Genomic DNA, 18,337 nt, shown 5'->3' on the forward strand with positions numbered 1-18,337 from the left:
ATGTGTACTCGAACGCACTGGCAGCTGTCTGCCTGATGATGATGGTCGGGTCCCTCGTCGTGGCACTGCGCGACGAGATCACGGCGAGGAACATCGGAGACACCACGCTGGTGGCCGAGCAGTCGCAGGTGGTGCCCGCCGGTATCGTCTGGATGGTGGTGGCGTACCTGGCACTGGTCGGGGTGGTGGTCCTGGCCCGCAAGCTGGGACCTGTCACCGTCGGTCAGGCCGAAGGAGCCTGGTGGTTGCCGCTGCCGATCGATCGCCGGCCGATGGTCCTTCCGTCGTTCCTCACGCGACTGGTCGCCGTCGGGTCCATTTCTTCGATCGCCTACGTTCCGTTCAGTGTCCTGACCACGGTCGACCGTTCACCATGGGCGCACGGGATCGCCGCGGTGACCTTCGGAGGCGGTGCCGTCGTCGCTGTTGCCGGCGCCTCGGTGCTGCAACTGGCACCGGCGACCACCGGGCTGCGGGCGGCGGTGCTCCTCGCTCTCCTTCCGGTGGCCGCCCTACCGTTCATCACCTCCAGCGTGTGGCCTCCTGTCCTCGTCGTCAGCCTTGCCGCGGCACTCCTCGCCTACGTGGTGCCCCGCGTAGGCACCGTACGCGGCATCGAGTTGCAGCGTGGCGGTGCGGTGTCAGGCCATGCAGCGGCATCCATCGTCTTCGTCGATCTCAACGAGCTTCGCCGCTCCCTGGTGACTGCGCCCTCCGCACATCTCAGCCGCCGTGGCTCGCGCTACTACGGACGGCATGCCCGCGGGGCACTCGCCGCCATCGTCCGCGCCGACGTCGTGGCTTTCCTGCGATTGCAACCACTGCCCGCCGCGGCGCTGGTGTGGCTGGGGCTCTGCGTCGGCGTCACCGTCATGACGCCGGCCCTCCCTGTGGTCCTTCAACTGACCGTCATCCTCATTGCCGGGTGCCTCGTCACTGCAGGAACGGGGACCGTCGCACGGCAGACAGCAGTCGTCACCGAACTCGACACGCTTCTACCCATCAGCCCGGCCCTGATGCGGTGCAGCCGGACGCTCATGCCCGCACTCGCGATGGCAGCGTGGATGGGTGCGCTGACCGGGGCACTGGTGGTCCTCGGTGCCGGCACACCCGTTCTCGTGCTTCTGGGTGTCCTTGCCGGTGCCGGCATGGGAGCCGGAGCCACCCGGGCAGCAACACGCCCCCCGACGGACTGGACCACACCGCCGGTGGAGACCCCATTCGGCCCCGTACCAAGGAATCAGCTGTCCTCGCTCCTACGCGGAACGGACATGACCGTCCTCGCGATGATCCCGCTCCTCCTCGCCCTCTACCTGGGCGCAGTCCACCCCTGGCTGAACATCGCCCAACTCGTCGCCAGCACCACCGCGATCGCCGTCCACGCCTCGACCCCCGCCGCCCGATGAAGGGTCGGTCGCTGGGCAACTGCAATGTCGTGAGGCTGAGTTGATGTCCCGAGTCCTGCTCACCGGTATGTCGGGCGCGGGAAAGACGACGCTGCTGGGCGAGCTGTCCCGGCGGGGCCATCGGACCCTCGACACCGACGATGACGGCTGGGTGCTCGCAGACGGCACATGGGACGAAAGGCGCATGGCCGCGTACCTCGCTTCGAACTCGTCCGTCGTCGTCTCCGGAACCGTCGAGAACCAGGGACGGTTCTCTGACCGGTTCGAGGCCGTCGTACTCCTCAGCGCACCGGTGGACGTGCTCATCCAGCGCGTATCCGTTCGTACCAACAATCCCTACGGCAACGCAGAGGCAGAACAGTCCGTGATCCGTCAGCAGGTCCTCGACGTCGAACCGCTGCTTCGACAGGGTGCAACCCTCGAACTCGACGGACGCCGACCGCCTTCAGAACTGGCTGATGCCGTGGAACGACTCATGGCATCCGCCGGTCATCTCCTGTGAACCACCGGGCGGCGGACCGGCCCACCGGGCCCCGCGCGTCAATGAAGATCGCACTCCGAGCGCGGTCTCCACCGGTCAACGAACCGCGTTGAGAACCAAGGCCGACGGCGACCTCATGACGCCTCCAGTCCTGCTCTTCTGCCCTCGGAGTTGGAGGGCCCTGATGGCGTCTGTCATAGTGGCCGGGCGATCACAGTGACGCCACCCTGAGCGTCTTCCGCGACACCGAATCGGTGTAATCATGACCACGAACCCAATGCCTACCGCGCCGACAGTCAGCCTGACACTGCTCCCGAATTCACTGAGCATCCACCGTTTCGACCCGTCCAGCTCCATTGAGAACCTCGGTCCACTGACCGGGGTGTGGTCGATCACCCGCACCCCCAGGGAGCTCTCCGTGGTGGCGGAGGACAGCGCCGGTCTCTCCTCCGACGAGGTGGATGCGGGATGGCGTTGCCTCTACGTCGGCGGGCCGATTCCCTTCACGATGGCTGGAGTCGTTGCCGGTCTCACGACTGCGGTCGCCCGGCAGGGCCTGCCCGTGTTCGTCAAATCCACCTTCGACAGCGATCTCCTCCTCCTACGCGAGGAGTCCCTGGAGCAAGCCCTCCACGCCCTCCGCCATGACGGCCATCGGATCCAGCTCCATCGAACGTCCACCCCCGATGAGAAGAACCACCTCCAGGAGTACCGAGGGTGATGCGCGCCCTGTCCCCGAGCTGAGTTGCAGAGGTCCCGCCTCCGCAGGACTACCTGATCCGGTCGGCGTGCCAACGCCTCGACTCGCTGGTGGCGCGGCGTCGGCGCCGCCCTGATCCGGGCCCAGTCCGTCGAGCTGCGCACGGCCCTTCTCGAGCGCGGCTGCGCGTCGACGGCGGTGTCAGGGCCGTGTTCTACGCTTCGTCGTGGAGTCCTATCCGGGTGTCCGTCGTCCTCGACCTACCGTTGGAGCATGATGCCTGCCAGCCACTTACCGCGCCCCGCCGACCTGGGCCATCGCGTTCGCCGCGCCTTCCGCGCCCGGGTCTCCGGTGACCCGACTGGCGCTCCCGACTGGGTGCGCGACATCGCCACGGTGGGGGAGGGGCCGGGCTTGTTCGAGCCCGACGGCGTCGTCTGGCGGGTGCACGGCGACCTCTCCACCCTGGTGGGTGGAGTCGCGGCCCTTCTCGGGCAGGGCACGCACCCGCTGGCGATGGCCGGGGTGGCGCGTCACTCCTCCTACCGCAGCGACCCCTGGGCCCGCCTCGCGGGGACAGCGCGCTGGCTCACCGTGAGCACCTTCGGCTCGGCGGAGCTCGCCGAGCGGGAGGCGGCGAGGGTCCGGGGTATGCATGGGCGGGTCCGCGGCACCACCGACGACGGCCGCGTCTACTCCGCCTCCGACCCCGCCCTGCTCCGCTGGGTGCACCTGGCCTTCACGGACGCCTTCCTCGCCGCCCAGGAGGCCGTCGGACACGACCTGGCACCGAGGTTCGGCCGTGATTGGGCCGACACCTACGTCGCCGAGTGGTCGCTCAGCGCCCGGGCGCTCGGGGCCGTGGACCTGCCGGGCAGTCGCCGGGAGCTCGCGGAGGCCCTCCGCGCGGTGGAGCCCGAACTCGAACCGGTCCCCGCCGAGCTCCTCGCGTTCCTCGGCGCCCCGGGCGGGCTGAACAGGGCCGAGGCGGTCTTCTACAGCGGTATCGCAAGCGCCGGCGCGCTGGTGGTGTCCCCGTCCGTGGCCCCCCTCGCCGGGGTGCCCGGTCGCGGCGACCGCTCGCTCACCGCCCGCCTCCGGTTGCAGCGCACCCGCGTGCAGTTGCGGACCTTCCAACTTGCCCTCGGGCCGTACAGCCCCTCCGAGGAGGCGGCGCGCTACCGGATCGGCCTGGCCGGCCCCCCGGACTGGCTCGACTGAGTGTCGGCTCGCCCCCTTCGGGAGGAGAGAGCAGGTGTCGTCAACATCTCAGTCATTCGGCCTGCTGCTCCTCGACAGCGCTGAGCGCCGCTCGATCACGTCGATAGTCGAGAACGGAGCACGTCAGGAACGCGCATGCAGCCACAACCATGGCAAGGAGCGAAGCGGGCCCCCACCCCGCCGGCAACCGCTCGCCGAGAATCGTGACGCCGATGCAGACCGCTAGAGAGATCCCGAACACGTGGCGGCTCACGGGAGTCACGCTCGGTCGTCCTGGCGCCATGTGAAGATCACTCCAGGTCGTGCCTGCACGCGTCCACTCGTCCCCACGGTCATGGTCACGAGTCTACGGAAGGGTCCACGGCCGGCGGCTGTGGCTGGCCGGCGGTTGTCATCCTTCGCCGGTCTCCGCTGGCGCTCCGGTAGACGCGCGAGCGAACTCGCCGACGCGGAACCGGAGGCCCGCGTTGCGCACGCGACGGCGCATGACGGCGCGTGACGGTGGCCCTCCCGCGGGCCGGACGGCCCTCTCAGGCGACGTATCATGACGTGTCAGCTTCATCTACCTCTTAGGGGCAAGTTGTGTCCACCGTTGAAGGAAATTCGACCGCTGCTGCACAGACGGGCGGCAACAGGGTAAAGCGCGGCATGGCCGAGATGCTCAAGGGCGGCGTCATCATGGACGTCGTCACGGCCGAGCAGGCACGCATCGCCGAGGACGCCGGTGCCGTCGCCGTCATGGCCCTCGAGCGGGTGCCCGCGGACATCCGCGCCCAGGGTGGCGTCTCGCGCATGAGCGACCCCGACATGATCGACAGCATCATCGAGGCCGTCTCCATCCCCGTCATGGCGAAGGCGCGGATCGGGCACTTCGTCGAGGCGCAGGTCCTGCAGTCCCTCGGCGTCGACTACATCGACGAGTCTGAGGTGCTCACGCCCGCCGACTTCACCAACCACATCGACAAGTGGAAGTTCACCCTCCCCTTCGTCTGCGGGGCAACCAACCTCGGCGAGGCGCTGCGCCGCATCAACGAAGGTGCGGCCATGATCCGCTCGAAGGGTGAGGCGGGAACCGGCGACGTCTCCAACGCCACCATGCACATGCGCACCATCCGCGCCGAGATCAACCGCCTCTCCTCCATGGCGGAGGACGAGCTGTACGTCGCGGCGAAGGAGCTGCAGGCGCCCTACGAGCTGGTCCGGGAGACCGCTGCGGCAGGCCGCCTACCCGTGGTGCTCTTCACCGCCGGTGGAATCGCGACTCCCTCGGACGCCGCGATGATGATGCAGCTCGGCGCCGACGGCGTCTTCGTGGGCTCGGGCATCTTCAAGTCGGGTAACCCGGCCGAGCGCGCCAACGCGATCGTCCAGGCCACCACGTTCCACGATGATCCGGACATGATCGCGAAGGTCTCACGCGGGCTCGGCGAGGCGATGGTCGGCATCAACGTCGACGAGATCCCGCAGCCGCACCGCCTGGCGGAGCGCGGCTGGTAGCACCACCAGCACCACCAGCACCACCGGGGCAGAAGGACCGCAGCCTACGAAGGGCTGCGGTCCTTCGCTGTTCCCGAGTGCGGTGGGGGAGGAACGAGGTGGATCTACTGACCGGTGGAGCCGTCGAGCAGTTCCCGCAGGATGTCCACGTGCCCGCAGTGCCGGGCGGTCTCCTCGATCATGTGCACCACGACCCAGCGGACGTTGTGCTCGTTCGACGTGCCGCGGCACGGGTCGTCGAGAGAGTGCCGCGCCAGGATCTCCCGCGATTCAGCGCAGGCGGCCTCGTAGTCGCGCACGATCTCGTCGAGGCTGTCCGCGGGCGTGACGGCGAACTCCTGGTGCCGGCTGCGGCGTGACCGTGCCCACGGACCGTCCACGTCGCCTTCGATGTCGTCGTGGAACCAACTGCGCTCCACGTGCGCAAGGTGCCGGACGATCCCGGAGACGGTCGAGGCGGAGGGGAGAAGCCGCCGGGCACCGTCGTCGTCCCGGAGTCCGTGCGCCTTGAGGACGACAGTCCCGCGGAGGTAGTCGAGGAAGCCCGAGAGAGTTGCGGCTTCACCGGCAGCCAGGGGCGGATACGGTCGCTCTTCGGAATTCATTGCACCCACAGTAGCGGCGAGATGATCCGCTCAGAGACCCATCGAGAGGGTCCTGCCACGCCCGAGGAGCGTGAAGCCCCGTCGCGAGAAGAACTCGTAGCCCTGCGGCGTCGCGTTGACGGCCAGGTGCTCGGCGCCCGCCTCCTGCGCAGCGTGGGCCGTCGTGCTCAGCAGTGCTGTGGCCAGTCCGCGCCGCTGGTACGCGGGCAGCACTTCGAGGTGATGGATGCCGCCGAGTCCGCGCAGGCCCGTCACCCCGGCCGGATAGAAGGAGTAGGCGGCGCCGGTGATGTTCCCGGCGCCAGGATCCCGGGTCACGGCGTGCCATGCCTGCCGGGGTTGCGAGCGGACCACACGGAGTTCCTGCTCCAGCGGCCCGCGGTAGTCGGGGACGTCGGCCGTGAGAACGGCGCGGCGCTCCGCACGATCTCCGGCGGGTTCGCCCGTGGACCCATCGGCACCATGGTGCTCGCCCCGAGGATCTCCGACGGCGGAGACCGGCGCAGCCATCCACCAGGGCTGCCAGCCGGGTGAGAACCCGAGCGGACCGAGCGCGGAGGGGTCGACGGCGCCGTTCAGCCACACACGCGCGGTCGCGGCCCCGAGGCGCATGCCCTCGGCGAGCGCCGGACGCACGGAGTGCGCGCTGAGCGACGGCGGGAACATCATGGCGAGCTCCCGACGGGCGGGGAGCCACACCCAGGTGTTCCCGTGGGTCGAGAACGTCTTCCCTCCGGTCGCCGTCGCGAGGGCGGCGAGCCAGGCGGTCTGGAGGCGCTGGCACTGCGCGATGGTCACCACGGGAGATCACCTGTCACGGCACCACTCACGCGAGGCCGCGGCGCTTCAGCAGGGGCTGCAGCTCGGCGTCGCGCCCGCGGAAGCGCCGGAACGCCTCGAGCGGATCGATGCTGTTGCCCCGGGCGAGCAGCTCGCGCCGGAAGTGGTCGCCGTTCTCCCGGGTCAGGCCGCCGGAGGTCTTGAACCACTCCACCGTGTCGGCATCGAGCATCTCGCTCCAGATGTAGGCGTAGTAGGACGCCGCGTACCCGCCCGCGAAGATGTGCTTGAAGTAGGACGTGCGGTACCGCGGCGGCACCGGGGCGAAGTCCACGCCGGCTTCGGCCAGCGCGCGCGCCTCGAAGGCCAGCGGATCCTCGACGACGGTCCCGGCGGGGATGGAGTGCCAGGCGAGATCGAGCAGGGTGGCGCCGAGGTACGCGGTGGTCTCGAAGCCCTCACCCCAGGCCCCGGCTGCGTGGATGCGGTCGATGACGTCCTGGGGGAGCGGCTCGCCCGTCTCGTGGTGGCGTGCGTAGTGCGCGACGATCTCCGGCCAGAGGATCCACATCTCGTTGACCTGCGAGGGGTATTCGACGAAGTCCCGGGGCACGGAGGTGCCGGCGAACATCGGGTAGGTGACGTCCGAGAAGAGCCCGTGCAGCGCGTGGCCGAACTCGTGGAACATCGTCACCACCTGGTCGTAGGAGAGCAGCGTGGGCTCGCCCGTCCCCGGCCGGGAGATGTTCAGGTTGTTGATGACGACGGCGCGCGTCCCCTCGAGCGTCGACTGGTCCACGAAGGAGTTCATCCAGGCGCCGCCGCTCTTGGTGTCGCGGGTGTAGAAGTCGCCGAGGAAGAGCCCGAGCCCCGAGCCGTCCTCGTTGAACACCTCCCAGACGCGGACGTCGGGGTGGTAGCCGATGAGGTCGGGGCGCTCCGAGAAGGTCAGCCCGTACAGCCGGCCCGCCGCGTGGAACACGCCGTCCTGGAGCACGCGCTCGAGTTCGAAGTAGGGGCGCAGGGCGTCGAGGTCGACGTCGAACTTCGCCTTGCGCACCTTCGCGGCGTAGTACGCCCAGTCCCACGGCTCGATCGGGTGACCCGCCGCCGCTTCCAGCTCGGCCGCCTCGGCGCGTGCGTTGCGGACGGCGGGCGCCGCGAGCTCCCGCATGCGCTGCATGATCGCCTCGTACGACGGCGCGGTCTGGCTGTCGGTCGCCGCCGCGGCATGCGAGTCGAAGCCGAGCAGGGCGGCGCGTTCGGCGCGCAGGGATGCCATGCGGGCGGCGATCGCCAGGGTGTCGGCGTCGTTGCCGCGTGCACCTCGGGTGACGGACGCCGCGTGGAGCCGACGGCGGACGTCGCGGTCCGTCAGCTGTTCGAGGGCCGGCTGCGCGGTGGGGAGGATGAGCGTCAGCAGGTACTTGCCCTCGTGTCCGGCGTCCTTCGCCGCGGTGGCCGCGGCCGAGACGGCATCGGCGGAGAGGCCGTCGAGCTCCTCGGGGGAGTCGAGCAGCAGTGCCGAGGCATTCGTGTCCTTCAGGAGCTTCTGCGAGAACTCCGTGCTGAGGCTCGAGAGCTCGGAGTTCAGGCGCCGCAGCGTCGCCTGGGCGTCGTCGTCGAGCTCCGCCCCCGCCCGCACGAACGAGCGGAGGTACTCGTCGACGAGGCGCGCGGACTCGTCGTCGAGCCCGTCCAGCGGCACCTGACGCAGGCGCTCGAAGAGTGCCCGGTCGAGCTTGATGTTGTCCTCGTGCTCGGCGAGGCGGGGCGAGATCTGCTGCTCGATGTCCTGGACGGCCGGGGTGGCGTGACTGACGGAGTTGCTGAAGAACACGCGGGACACGCGGTCGAGCGTGCTGCCCGCACGTTCGAGCGCAACGACCGTGTTGTCGAAGGTCGGTGCCTCCTCGGAGCCGGTGATCGCGGCGATCTCGGCGAGGTGCTGCTCGATCCCCGCGTCGAACGCCGGGAGGTAGTGCTCGTCACGGATGTCGGCGAAGGGGGGCAGCTGGTAGTCGAGGGTGCTCGGCGCGAGGAAAGGGTTGCTCATGGGAACCAACTTTTGCACGTTGGTGCACGTGTCCGCACCACCCTTGACCCTCCTCGTGCCGCGTACCTACTGTCGGAATGCTTCGCCACCTGATGATCGCGGTCCCTCGGACCGCGCTGACAGGGGGACGCCCGGCACAGGAGCCGGGTGTCGCGGAGCGTGTCGGGCAGCGCAGCCCGGCGTCGAGAAGGAGCATCGATGAGATCCCGCCTGTCCGTCCTCTTGTGCATGACCCTGGCCGTCACCGGGCTGGGTGCGTCCGCGGTCCCCGCGGCCGCGAAGGCCCCTACGCCGCCCGCCCCGAACGCAGCTGCGGCGACCACACCGATCCCTGTCGTGGAGGGGCCGCTGGCGAGCACCGCCGACTCCTATCCCTTCGGCGCGGCCGACCACCAGGAAGTCCCGCAGGACCTCGGGGCGCTCGGGTACGTGGAGGAGGAATTCCTCGTCAGCGGTACCTCGAACGTCTACACCTGGCCCGCGCCGGGCGCTGCACAGATCCGCACCGCCGACGCCCCCTACACCACCCGCGTGCTCGTGCGGAAACCCGCGAAGGGCCAGAAGTTCAGCGGCAACGTGGTGGTCGAGATGCTCAACCCGAGCAACCTCTTCGATCTCAACATCGGCTGGGCGGTAGCCCAGGAGCAGATCGTCGCGAACGGCGACGCCTGGGTGGGGATCACGGCGAAGCCGATCGCGGTCGACGCGCTCAAGAACTTCGACCCCGAGCGGTACGCATCGCTCTCCTTCGCCAACCCGCTGCCGCTCACCGACCCACGGAACTGCGCCACGGTTGCTGCGGATTCCTCCCGCACCACCGAGAACGGCTTGATCTGGGACATCTACTCGCAGGTCGGCGCGTGGCTCAAGAGCGACGACGCCGCGAACCCGCTCCGGTACGGATCGCCCACCACCCGCGTGGAGCACGCCTACGGCTTCGGCTACTCGCAGACCGGCGGCTACCTCGTGAACTACATCAACGGTGTGCACCCCCTCGTGGTGCAGTCCGACGGTGAGCCGATCTACGACGCGTACCTCGTCGCCGTGGCCGGCGGTGCGTTCGCCGGCGCCTACCCGATGAACCAGTGCGAGCCCGCCCCGCCGGCCACGGACGAGCGCCGTCAGTTCGAGGACGTCGGGGTGCCGATCATGCGCCTGATGTCGCAGTCCGACTACCTGCTCGGCATCGGCTCACGCCGTCCCGACAGCGACGCACCCGGCGACCAGTACCGGCACTACGAGATGGCGGGCGCCGGGCACGCCACGCCCGACGAGCTGACGTTCTCGGCGTCCTCCGCGGACATCCTCGCGGCGGACCGCGACGTACCGCCGGCCTCCTGTAACGAGGGGCCGCGCAGCAGGTTCCCGAGCTCCATCTTCTTCAACGCCGCTCTCCGCAACCTGGACCTGTGGGTGAGGGAGGGGATCGCACCTCCTCGCGCGGAGCCGATCCTCGTGCGCGGCGGGGCTCCCGTGCTCGACGCCTTCGGCAACGTGCAGGGCGGCATCCGCTCGCCCTTCCTCGATGCGCCGACCAGCACCTGGTTCGGCACGGCGACGGGCGCCTCGTTCTGCTTCATCGCGGGCTACGAGCGGCCGCTGTCCCAGGACGTCATCGACGGCCTGTACCGCAACCACGGCGCGTACGTGAAGGCCGTGAAGGAGAGCGCCCGGACGCTCGAGCGGCAGGGCTTCCTGACCGACTACGACGCCCGAGAGCTGCAGCGGGACGCCGCCCGGAGCGACATCCCCTGATCCGGCGATCGTCCTGAACGGTGGAGGCCCTCGCTCCGGCGGGGGCCTCTGCCGTCGGCTACATTCTGATGTATGAGCGGCAGCGTGAGCCCAGGCGGAGCGACCACCGCTCCGGATCAGCCGCTGTGGCCACCCACCGATCGTGCGTTCCGCAGGTCCGAGGTGACAGCCGTCATCGGCCATGGCGAGTCGACCTGGCAACGGACCGGAGCAGAGGTGCTGCGCTGGGCGGTGAAGACCCGCAGCGGCTTCTCCGTGCGCAGCTCGGGGCCGGTCGTCCCGCGAGAGCGGCTCACCGTCACCGCGACCCTGCTCGGTCTGACCGTGGCGGAACCGGTCGAGGTGGTTGCCGTCGTGGAGCAACCGGACAGGATCGGTTTCTCCTACCGGACGCGGCCGGGGCACCCTGTGCGCGGGGAAGAGGCATTCATCGTGCATCGGGACGGTGACACGGTCTTCATCACGGTCCGGTCTCTCACGCGTGCCTCTTCGTCGCAGCCGTGGCGGGCGGTCTTCCCGCTGATCCTCGTCGCTCAGCGCGTCGTGCGCAGACGGTACCTACGCGCGCTGAGGGATTGACAGATCTTCAGCAGCACGCCGGGCGGAGGGTCGGCGCTCTAGCCGGGGATGGCCAGGCCGAGCGGTTCGGTGGCCATCGGTCCGCCGCACGCCTCCGACCCTCCGACCCGCTTCCACGTCAGATCCACCGTCGACTCCGCGAGGACGGCGGACTCCGCGGCGAAGGCCCGGACCGTCACGGTGTCGGGGGTGGACATGCCGACCTGCACCCTCCAGCGCCCGTCCCCGTCCGGCTCCGTCCAGTAGTCCGGCACCACCGGCATCTCCGGCCCGGACGCGAACGTCGGAGTGTCGGTGGGGAGGGCGGACGGCCCAGGGAGATCAGTCACAGAAGGTCTGGATGACGCGGGTGGGGACGGCGGTGGTGGTGGGCCCACACCCGGGGGAGACGGCGGTGCTGCCGAACGAGACGGCGGAGCCGCCGGCGTGGAGCAGCCGCGGTCGTCGCAGAGTTGAACCCAGGCAACCCGCCCGACGTCGTCCTCGGGACCGTCCAGCCTGATCTCGACCACGTTGATCCAGCCGACAGCGGGGCAGGCCAATCCGGCGAACGGCTGACAGCCGGTCAGCATCAGCGCGAGCACCGTTCCGCCCGGCACCGTGAGTCGTGACCGTCTCCCTGCACCGGATGCGCCCATGTTGCGACCCTGCCATGCTTCCGGGCGGGGAGACAGGGGAAGGAGGGGAATGCTGGACCGTGACGCGTCCGCGAACTCCGCTACGTCGATGCCGTGGAACAGCCTGTCGGGACAAGCACCGTCGGCGTGGACACCCACTCGAAGATTCATGACGCCGCGGGGTTCGGTGGAGCGATGCCTCGGTACGGAGCCGCTCCGTCAAGAGCGACGTGATCGATGCCCAGGCTGCCGCGTGAAAGGTCATGTCGCGGGGGTGCTCCTTGCCGGCGAAGGACACGAGCGGGGCCGTGGAAGAGATCAGGAACCGGCACCTGATGCACAATCCCGCGGTGACGCCTAGGACAGCGGCCCTCGTGCAGTCCCGCTATGTCCTCATGACAGCGCCGGGTGAGCTGCGTCGTTCCTACCCTTGTGTCCTCCGGAAAGCCGAACCGTATGCGTGCCATCAGAGGTCCCACACGATGTGTCGCGGTGAGTTGCACCACGCCCTGCAACGAGACGTCAGTCCAATGAGGACCAGCGGTCAGCTCATGAGCTGCGAAGCGAGGTTCGAAACCCGGGTTTTCAATGCATCGCGGATGGAGCGTACGCCTGCGAGGTCCATGGCGGCGGGGTCGCTGATGTTCCAGTCCTCGTACTTCTTCCCTGGGTAGATGGGGCAGGTATGTCCGCAGCCCATGGTGATGACGACGTCGGCTGCCCGGACGACGTCGTCGGTGAGCGGTTTGGGAAACTGTTCGTCGAGGTCGAGCCCGATCTCCTTCATGGCCGTCACGACGTTCTCGTCGAGCTGCTCGGCCGGCATGGACCCCGCGGAGCGGAGGTTCACTGCGCCTTGGGTGAGGTCCTTGAGGAGGGCGGCGGCCATCTGGGAGCGGCCTGCATTCTGGACGCAGACGAAGAGGACTTCTGGGACGCCGCTGGGACGCTTGCCCTGCGCGTGGGCGAGGGCGTTGAGCCGGTCGACGGCGTAGCGGCGGGTGATGACCGGGAGGTAGGTCTTGATCTTCGCTGTGCGGGCCAGGGCCGTGTAGGACTCGAAGACGTAGCGTTCGACCATCTCGGGTCCGAACAGCCCGTCGAAGGTCGCGGCCAGTTCCTCGTAGATGCGCTGCAGGACGTGCTCGTGCGCGCCCGTGGGGGCGTCGGCGGTCGGTGACGTGCTCATGATGTTCGTCCTTACCTGGTGCGCTGGCCGGCAGGCGGGATCGCCAACCGGGTCTTGATCGACGTTCGTGCGCCGACCCCACCCAGCCAAGCGGTCTTGATCAGTAGTCCGGGTCGCCGGATCGGCCGTGAACTGTGCCGGTGGAAAAGCCGAGGGGGATGCCGACGGAAACCAGCTGCGGGGCCGAGCAGCAGCTTCCCGCATCAGCACCACCGGCCGTCTCGGCTTCAACGACGTCATCGGCATCAGGGACATCACAGGTGTTACCGCTCTCTGGTGTGTCGGTCCCGCAGGAAACATCAGCGCTGATCCCGGTCCCGCAGGTCGACGCAGCACCCTGGGAGTCAGTTGAGGTCACGGCGGAGGTATCGCAGGAACCGCCGAGATCGGTGCTGCAGACCCCGGTTTCGGGGAGTTCGAGCTGGAGACGGGAGGCGGCCTCGAGGTCGCCGGCGATCGCGGCGGTCACGGATCGGACCTGTTCGTATCCGGTGGCGAGAAGGAACGTCGGTGCGCGTCCATAGGACTTCATCCCGACGAGGTAGAAGTCCTTCTCCGGGTGAGCGAGGACGTCGGCGCCGTGGGCGGGGACTGTTCCGCAGGAGTGAAATTCCGGGTCGATGAGGGGCCCGAGCGCGCGCGGTGCCTCGACCGCGGGGTCGAGTTCCAGGCGGAGTTCGCGCAGGATGTCGAGGTTCGGTCGAAACCCGGTGGCGGGCACGAGGACGTCGACGTCGATGGTGCGGGGTCCGTCCGGCGTCGACGCAGTCACGGCCAGGCCCGTATCGGTCGTATCGAGGTTCGTGATGGTGAAGTTCGTGACGAGCTCGATCACGCCGTCGCCCACGAGGGTCTTGAGTCGGCTGCCGAGAGCGCCGCGGGCGGGCAGGCCGTCGAGGTCCCCGCCGCCGTAGAGCTTCTGGGCAGAGCCGCTCCCGCGGACGGCCCAGCGGACGCGGGTACCGGGCTCGTTCTTCGCGACCTGGCCGAGGTTGATGAGGGTGTTCGCGGCCGAGTGGCCGGCGCCGACGACCATCACGGTCTTTCCGGCGAAGCGGTCGCGTTCGGTGCCGACGACGTCGGGCAACGGCTTGGTGATGAATCGGGCTGCCTTGCCTTCACCCGAAGCCTTCAGCCCGGCTTGGCCGAGGGGGTTGGGCTGGCTCCAAGTGCCGGAGGCGTCGATGACGGCGCGCACGAGGTGATCGACGGTGCCCTCGGGGCCGCTGACGCGAACGAGGAAGGGGGTGGTGTCGCGGCCTTTGGTGCGGGTCTTGTCCATTCCGATGCGGGTGACCGCGGTGACACGGCTTTCGAGGTGCAGAGTTTCCTCGATGGCGGGGAGGGCGGCGAGGGGCTCGAGGTAGGACTCGACCAGTTCCCGCCCGTACGGCAGTGCGGTTGGGCGTGGCTCGACCCAACCGGTGGCTTCCAAAAGCCGCCGGGCTGCGGGGTCGATGTTGTACTGCCAGGGCGAGAACAGACGGATGTGCGCCCACTGTCGGACGGCTGTCCCGACGCTGTCTCCCTGCTCGAACACGATCGGGGTCAGGCCCTGCTCGAGGAGATGCGCGGCCGCTGATAGCCCGATCGGTCCGGCGCCGATCACGGCAACCGGCAGATGCATGATGTCGCCGGCGCCCGTCGTGTCCGCCGATGTGGCGACTGATGCGGTGAGGGTGCTGGTGGTGGTGTCAGACATGGGCGTTCTCCTCGATGAAGGCGGTAGCGATGCTGGGGGCGTCCTCGAGAGCTGCGAGGTAGCGTTCGGCGTGCAGGGCTGCGGCGCATCCGGAGCCTGCGGCGGTGTCGGCTTGCCGGTAGCGGTGGTCGACGGCGTCGCCGCGGGCGAAGACACTGGAGAAGTTCGTCAGGGTGGTGGGTGCGTCGATGACGATGTGACCCTCGGCGTCGAGGATGACCTGGTCCTGGACGAGGTCGGTGCGGGGCAGGTGCCCGATGGCCACGAAGATCCCTGTGGGAGCCAATTCCCGGTCGTCCCCGGCGATGGCGTTGGTGAGGGTGGCGCCGGTGACTTTTGCGTCCCCGTGGATCACGGTGATCGCGCTGGCGTACTCGAAGCGGATCTTTTCGGGGCCGGATCCCACAATGGTGATTTTCTCCTGCCGCAGGTCTGTCATGATGCGCGCCTTTCGAATCCTGGAAGTGACGAACGGGAAAGGCTGAGGGTCAGGTGCTCTGCGTACCTGTACCGGCACCGGTGGGCAGGAGTTCGCTGATGAGCTGCTGGATGCGGCCCTTGATCTCGTCGCGGATCGGGCGGACGGACTCGACGCCCTTCCCTGCAGGATCCTCGAGGACCCAGTCCTCGTACCTCTTGCCCGGAAAGTACGGGCACTCGTCTCCGCAGCCCATCGTCACGACGACGTCGGACGCCTTGACTGCTTCGGTGGTGAGGATCTTCGGGGTTTCGGCGGTGATGTCGATGCCCTCCTCCTTCATCGCCTCGACCGCTGAGGGGTTGATCTGGTCGGCGGGCTGGGAGCCTGCGGACAGGACCTCGATACGGCCTTCGGAGAGGTGATTCAGGTACGCGGCCGCCATCTGGGACCTACCTGCATTGTGAACACAGACGAACAGGACCGACGGCTTCTTCCCAGTTGGGGTGTCCGTCGCGTTCGTCTCAGAGGACGTCCCAGGGATGCTCTCTGCTGCTCCAGCGGCTGTTTCGGTGGTCATGGGGAATCCTTCGGTCTTCGCGCTGTCCCGGTGCTTCGGGCAGGCCTCGTGAATGGTGTAGCGGAGTCGAACAGCTACCGGGTACTCGCCTGTACGAGCACCCGGAAGAGATTGACTGGCTTCGATATTGAGTATGCGGATTGATATCGATGGTTGTCAATGTGCAGGTATGCTGGGGGCATGACGACGATCTCCGAACCTCGAATCTTGGCGGCAGATACGGACCTGGCGACCACTGAGGTGGCTGATGAGGGCCGATGCTGCGTACCGTCCGGGACGCCGGCAATGAGCGCGCAGCGCGCTGACGAGCTATCCAAACAGTTCAAGGCGATCGCCGACCCGAACCGATTGCGCCTGGTGTCCCTCATCTCGGCCAGCGCCGAGAACGAGGCGTGCGTCTGTGACCTCACCGGACCGCTGAACCTCGGGCAGCCCACGGTGTCCCATCACCTGAAGATCCTCGTCGACGCCGGGATCCTGCACCGCGAGAAGCGCGGCGTGTGGGCGTACTTCTCCATCGTGCCCGGTGCTCTGGATGCTCTCGCCGGCGTCCTCGCCGAACGCAGATAAACCCCACAGCCCTCCGGGTCCTGCCCGGTTCTGCTAGGCCTTGCCTGCTCCCTGCTTTCCGCCCGTCAGACCAGAAGAAGTGAGTGCCCCTATGAGTTTCAAGGCCGATAAGCCCGCTGTCCTGTTCGTATGCGTAAAGAACGGTGGGAAGTCGCAGATGGCTGCCGGCCTGATGGACAAGGTCGCCGAGGGCTCCGTGACCACAGCCTCGGCCGGTTCCAAGCCCGGGTCCGCGATCAACGGCCTCTCAGCTGAGGTGTTGGCCGAGATCGGGGTCGACATCAGCCAGAACGTCCCCCGGCAGATCACGATCGAGGATCAGGAGCAGGCGGACGTTGTCGTCCTCCTCGGCGCCGAAGCGCAGGTCGACGAGGTCGAGGGCACCCTGTACGAGCGGTGGGAGACCGACGAGCCCAGTGCACGCGGAATCGGCGGCATCGGACGGATGCGCCTGGTCCGCGATGACATCCTCGAGCGCGTCACCACGCTTCACACCACCCTCACCACCCGCTGAGCCCACCAGCGCCTCCTCATCGGTGAGCTCACCCATGAGTTCACCGGTGCGATTCTTCCTGCCCTCCTGTTAGGAGCCCTGCTGCTATGACTGCCATGACCGTGGTCGCTGTTCTGATCTTCCTCGCCACCCTGACCCTGGTCATCTGGCAACCCAAAGGCCTTGGCATCGGTTGGTCCGCCCTCGGCGGCGCTGCCCTGGCTTTGGTCACCACAGTGGTGAGCCTGTCGGACATACCGGTGGTCTGGGACATCGTGTGGAACGCGACTTTCGCGTTCGTCGCGATCGTCATCATCTCGCTGATCCTCGACGAGTCGGGGTTCTTCACCTGGGCAGCACTGCACGTGGCCCGGTGGGGGCGGGGTAACGGGCGGCTCCTGTTCACGCTCATCGTGCTGCTCGGCGCCGCGATCGCGGCCGTGTTCGCGAACGACGGCGCAGCGCTGATCCTCACCCCGATCGTCATCCAGATGCTCCTGGCCCTGAAGTTCCCGGCCAAGGCGTCCCTCGGGTTCGTCATAGCCTGCGGGTTCATCGCCGACGCCGGCAGCCTGCCCCTGGTCGTGTCCAACCTCGTCAACATCGTCACCGCAGACTTCTTCGACATCAGCTTCGCCCGGTACGCCGCCGTCATGGTCCCCGTGGGTATCGTGTCCGTCGCTGCTAGTCTCGGTGTCCTGCTGCTGTTCTTCCGCAAGGTCATCCCACGCACCTACGACATGAGCGTCCTCGGGACACCCAGGTCAGCGATTGCGGACCCCCTGACGTTCAAGACCGGTTGGGTGATCCTCGGGGTCCTGCTCCTCGGCTACTTCGCCGCGGATCCACTGAACATCCCCCTCTCGGCCGTGGCCGGAGTGGGCGCCGTGGTCCTCATGCTCGTCGCATCCCGTAAACCCGCGTTCCTCTTCCCCCGAAGCACAGTCCCAGTAGCAGCCTCAGTGGTAGCTCCGGCGACAACGCAGGCAGCCACGTCCGGAACTGATACTGATGATCGGGCAGCGGACCTCGACCACGAAACCGTCGGTGCAGCTCACCGCTCCACCAGTGGCACCGGGAGCACCGGGAACGGCGCTCACTCCACAGCCGACATAGAGACCTCCCATGCGGACGCCGACGACGCACCACTCTCCTCAGCTGGTGGCGGTATGGCGGTCCTCCCGGACGGACGGATCTCGGTACCCCGGATCCTGCGGGAAGCGCCCTGGCAGATCGTCCTGTTCTCCATCGGCATGTACCTGGTCGTCTACGGGCTGCGGAACCAAGGCCTTACCGATGAACTCGCCGGCGTGTTCTCTGCCATCAGCAACAACGGTGTGCTCATCACCGCACTTGGGGTCGGCGTCATCGTCGCGGTCCTCGCCTCCCTGATGAACAACATGCCCACCGTTCTCATCGCCTCCCTCGCCATCGGCGCAGCGGGAGCCACCGGCCTGACGCAGGAAGCAATGATCTACGCCAATGTCATCGGCTCCGACCTCGGCCCGAAGATCACGCCGATCGGCAGCCTCGCGACGCTGTTGTGGCTGCACGTCCTGGATCGTAAGGGCATCCACATCGGTTGGGGCCAGTACTTCCGCACCGGCATCGTCCTGACCATCCCGGTCCTGGTCATCACCCTTCTGGCCCTGGCTGGCTGGCTCACCGTCGTCGGGGTCTGAGTAGGG

General features: G+C 68.1%; 17 protein-coding genes and 1 pseudogene. 10 read left to right on the forward strand and 8 right to left on the reverse strand.

The window, feature by feature from the left end:
• Positions 1 to 2: 2 nt before the first annotated feature.
• From AC4D16_RS00860 to pdxS, 5 genes are all read left to right on the forward strand, one after another.
• Positions 3 to 1,406 carry a DUF6297 family protein gene (locus tag AC4D16_RS00860; RefSeq protein WP_490953614.1) on the forward strand — a complete coding sequence of 468 codons (1,404 nt, stop codon included), beginning with the start codon at positions 3 to 5 and terminating at the stop codon, positions 1,404 to 1,406.
• 43 nt (positions 1,407 to 1,449) lie between these two features.
• Positions 1,450 to 1,908: an AAA family ATPase gene (locus AC4D16_RS00865; RefSeq protein ID WP_490953615.1), complete on the forward strand. Its 459-nt coding sequence runs from the start codon at positions 1,450 to 1,452 to the stop codon at positions 1,906 to 1,908.
• A 241-nt stretch (positions 1,909 to 2,149) separates the two neighbouring features.
• Positions 2,150 to 2,608 (forward strand): ACT domain-containing protein, encoded by a 459-nt coding sequence (locus tag AC4D16_RS00870; RefSeq protein WP_490953616.1) that lies wholly within the window; start codon positions 2,150 to 2,152, stop codon positions 2,606 to 2,608.
• 252 nt (positions 2,609 to 2,860) lie between these two features.
• Complete coding sequence (locus AC4D16_RS00875; protein ID WP_490953617.1) at positions 2,861 to 3,808, forward strand: oxygenase MpaB family protein; 948 nt, start codon at positions 2,861 to 2,863, stop codon at positions 3,806 to 3,808.
• A gap of 582 nt (positions 3,809 to 4,390) precedes the next feature.
• Positions 4,391 to 5,305 (forward strand): pyridoxal 5'-phosphate synthase lyase subunit PdxS, encoded by a 915-nt coding sequence (pdxS, locus tag AC4D16_RS00880; protein WP_490949314.1) that lies wholly within the window; start codon positions 4,391 to 4,393, stop codon positions 5,303 to 5,305.
• Positions 5,306 to 5,409: 104 nt separating this feature from the next.
• On the opposite strand, the gene AC4D16_RS00885 is transcribed toward pdxS, so the two are convergent.
• The 3 genes from AC4D16_RS00885 to AC4D16_RS00895 are packed head-to-tail and all read right to left on the reverse strand — an operon-like array spanning position 5,410 to position 8,746.
• Positions 5,410 to 5,910 (reverse strand): DinB family protein, encoded by a 501-nt coding sequence (locus AC4D16_RS00885; protein WP_490953618.1) that lies wholly within the window; start codon positions 5,908 to 5,910, stop codon positions 5,410 to 5,412.
• Positions 5,911 to 5,940: 30 nt separating this feature from the next.
• Positions 5,941 to 6,711, reverse strand: coding sequence for a GNAT family N-acetyltransferase (locus AC4D16_RS00890; RefSeq protein ID WP_490953619.1), 771 nt, complete (start codon positions 6,709 to 6,711; stop codon positions 5,941 to 5,943).
• A 25-nt stretch (positions 6,712 to 6,736) separates the two neighbouring features.
• Entirely contained in the window at positions 6,737 to 8,746 is a 2,010-nt protein-coding gene (locus AC4D16_RS00895) for a M3 family metallopeptidase (RefSeq protein ID WP_490953620.1), read from the reverse strand.
• A 198-nt stretch (positions 8,747 to 8,944) separates the two neighbouring features.
• On the opposite strand from AC4D16_RS00895, the gene AC4D16_RS00900 reads away from it, so the two are divergent.
• On the forward strand, positions 8,945 to 10,501 hold the full coding sequence (locus AC4D16_RS00900; protein WP_490953621.1) for an alpha/beta hydrolase domain-containing protein: 1,557 nt from the start codon (positions 8,945 to 8,947) through the stop codon (positions 10,499 to 10,501).
• Positions 10,502 to 10,573: 72 nt separating this feature from the next.
• Positions 10,574 to 11,080 (forward strand): DUF1990 family protein, encoded by a 507-nt coding sequence (locus AC4D16_RS00905; protein WP_490953622.1) that lies wholly within the window; start codon positions 10,574 to 10,576, stop codon positions 11,078 to 11,080.
• Positions 11,081 to 11,118: 38 nt separating this feature from the next.
• On the opposite strand, the gene AC4D16_RS00910 is transcribed toward AC4D16_RS00905, so the two are convergent.
• The 5 genes and pseudogenes from AC4D16_RS00910 to AC4D16_RS00930 all read right to left on the reverse strand — a co-directional run bounded on the left by AC4D16_RS00910 (position 11,119) and on the right by AC4D16_RS00930 (position 15,586).
• Positions 11,119 to 11,409 (reverse strand): hypothetical protein, encoded by a 291-nt coding sequence (locus tag AC4D16_RS00910; protein WP_490949308.1) that lies wholly within the window; start codon positions 11,407 to 11,409, stop codon positions 11,119 to 11,121.
• A gap of 832 nt (positions 11,410 to 12,241) precedes the next feature.
• Positions 12,242 to 12,886: an arsenate reductase ArsC gene (locus AC4D16_RS00915; protein ID WP_490953623.1), complete on the reverse strand. Its 645-nt coding sequence runs from the start codon at positions 12,884 to 12,886 to the stop codon at positions 12,242 to 12,244.
• Positions 12,887 to 12,986: 100 nt separating this feature from the next.
• On the reverse strand, positions 12,987 to 14,513 hold the full coding sequence (locus AC4D16_RS00920; protein ID WP_490954640.1) for an FAD-dependent oxidoreductase: 1,527 nt from the start codon (positions 14,511 to 14,513) through the stop codon (positions 12,987 to 12,989).
• Between the two features lie 67 nt (positions 14,514 to 14,580).
• Positions 14,581 to 15,045, reverse strand: a pseudogene (locus AC4D16_RS00925) (NAD(P)/FAD-dependent oxidoreductase); the annotation flags it as partial.
• Between the two features lie 31 nt (positions 15,046 to 15,076).
• On the reverse strand, positions 15,077 to 15,586 hold the full coding sequence (locus AC4D16_RS00930; protein WP_490953624.1) for an arsenate reductase ArsC: 510 nt from the start codon (positions 15,584 to 15,586) through the stop codon (positions 15,077 to 15,079).
• Between the two features lie 180 nt (positions 15,587 to 15,766).
• Between AC4D16_RS00930 and AC4D16_RS00935 the strand changes: the two genes are divergently transcribed.
• The 3 genes from AC4D16_RS00935 to AC4D16_RS00945 all read left to right on the forward strand — a co-directional run bounded on the left by AC4D16_RS00935 (position 15,767) and on the right by AC4D16_RS00945 (position 18,331).
• Positions 15,767 to 16,156: an ArsR/SmtB family transcription factor gene (locus tag AC4D16_RS00935; RefSeq protein ID WP_490953625.1), complete on the forward strand. Its 390-nt coding sequence runs from the start codon at positions 15,767 to 15,769 to the stop codon at positions 16,154 to 16,156.
• Positions 16,157 to 16,247: 91 nt separating this feature from the next.
• Complete coding sequence (locus tag AC4D16_RS00940; protein WP_490953626.1) at positions 16,248 to 16,670, forward strand: arsenate-mycothiol transferase ArsC; 423 nt, start codon at positions 16,248 to 16,250, stop codon at positions 16,668 to 16,670.
• A gap of 86 nt (positions 16,671 to 16,756) precedes the next feature.
• Entirely contained in the window at positions 16,757 to 18,331 is a 1,575-nt protein-coding gene (locus AC4D16_RS00945) for an arsenic transporter (protein ID WP_490953627.1), read from the forward strand.
• The last annotated feature ends 6 nt before the right edge of the window (positions 18,332 to 18,337 follow it).

This window comes from Arthrobacter sp. TJ-236 (genome assembly GCF_058269235.1).

Bases quoted from the DNA above. Each gene is read 5' to 3' on its own strand.
- AC4D16_RS00865 (WP_490953615.1), top strand. From the start codon at position 1,450: ATGTCCCGAGTCCTGCTCACCGGTATGTCGGGCGCGGGAAAGACGACG.
- AC4D16_RS00870 (WP_490953616.1), top strand. From the start codon at position 2,150: ATGACCACGAACCCAATGCCTACCGCGCCGACAGTCAGCCTGACACTG.
- AC4D16_RS00875 (WP_490953617.1), top strand. From the start codon at position 2,861: ATGATGCCTGCCAGCCACTTACCGCGCCCCGCCGACCTGGGCCATCGC.
- AC4D16_RS00885 (WP_490953618.1), bottom strand. From the start codon at position 5,910: ATGAATTCCGAAGAGCGACCGTATCCGCCCCTGGCTGCCGGTGAAGCC.
- AC4D16_RS00895 (WP_490953620.1), bottom strand. From the start codon at position 8,746: ATGAGCAACCCTTTCCTCGCGCCGAGCACCCTCGACTACCAGCTGCCC.
- AC4D16_RS00900 (WP_490953621.1), top strand. From the start codon at position 8,945: ATGAGATCCCGCCTGTCCGTCCTCTTGTGCATGACCCTGGCCGTCACC.
- AC4D16_RS00905 (WP_490953622.1), top strand. From the start codon at position 10,574: ATGAGCGGCAGCGTGAGCCCAGGCGGAGCGACCACCGCTCCGGATCAG.
- AC4D16_RS00915 (WP_490953623.1), bottom strand. From the start codon at position 12,886: ATGAGCACGTCACCGACCGCCGACGCCCCCACGGGCGCGCACGAGCAC.
- AC4D16_RS00920 (WP_490954640.1), bottom strand. From the start codon at position 14,513: ATGCATCTGCCGGTTGCCGTGATCGGCGCCGGACCGATCGGGCTATCA.
- AC4D16_RS00930 (WP_490953624.1), bottom strand. From the start codon at position 15,586: ATGACCACCGAAACAGCCGCTGGAGCAGCAGAGAGCATCCCTGGGACG.
- AC4D16_RS00935 (WP_490953625.1), top strand. From the start codon at position 15,767: ATGACGACGATCTCCGAACCTCGAATCTTGGCGGCAGATACGGACCTG.
- AC4D16_RS00940 (WP_490953626.1), top strand. From the start codon at position 16,248: ATGAGTTTCAAGGCCGATAAGCCCGCTGTCCTGTTCGTATGCGTAAAG.
- AC4D16_RS00945 (WP_490953627.1), top strand. From the start codon at position 16,757: ATGACTGCCATGACCGTGGTCGCTGTTCTGATCTTCCTCGCCACCCTG.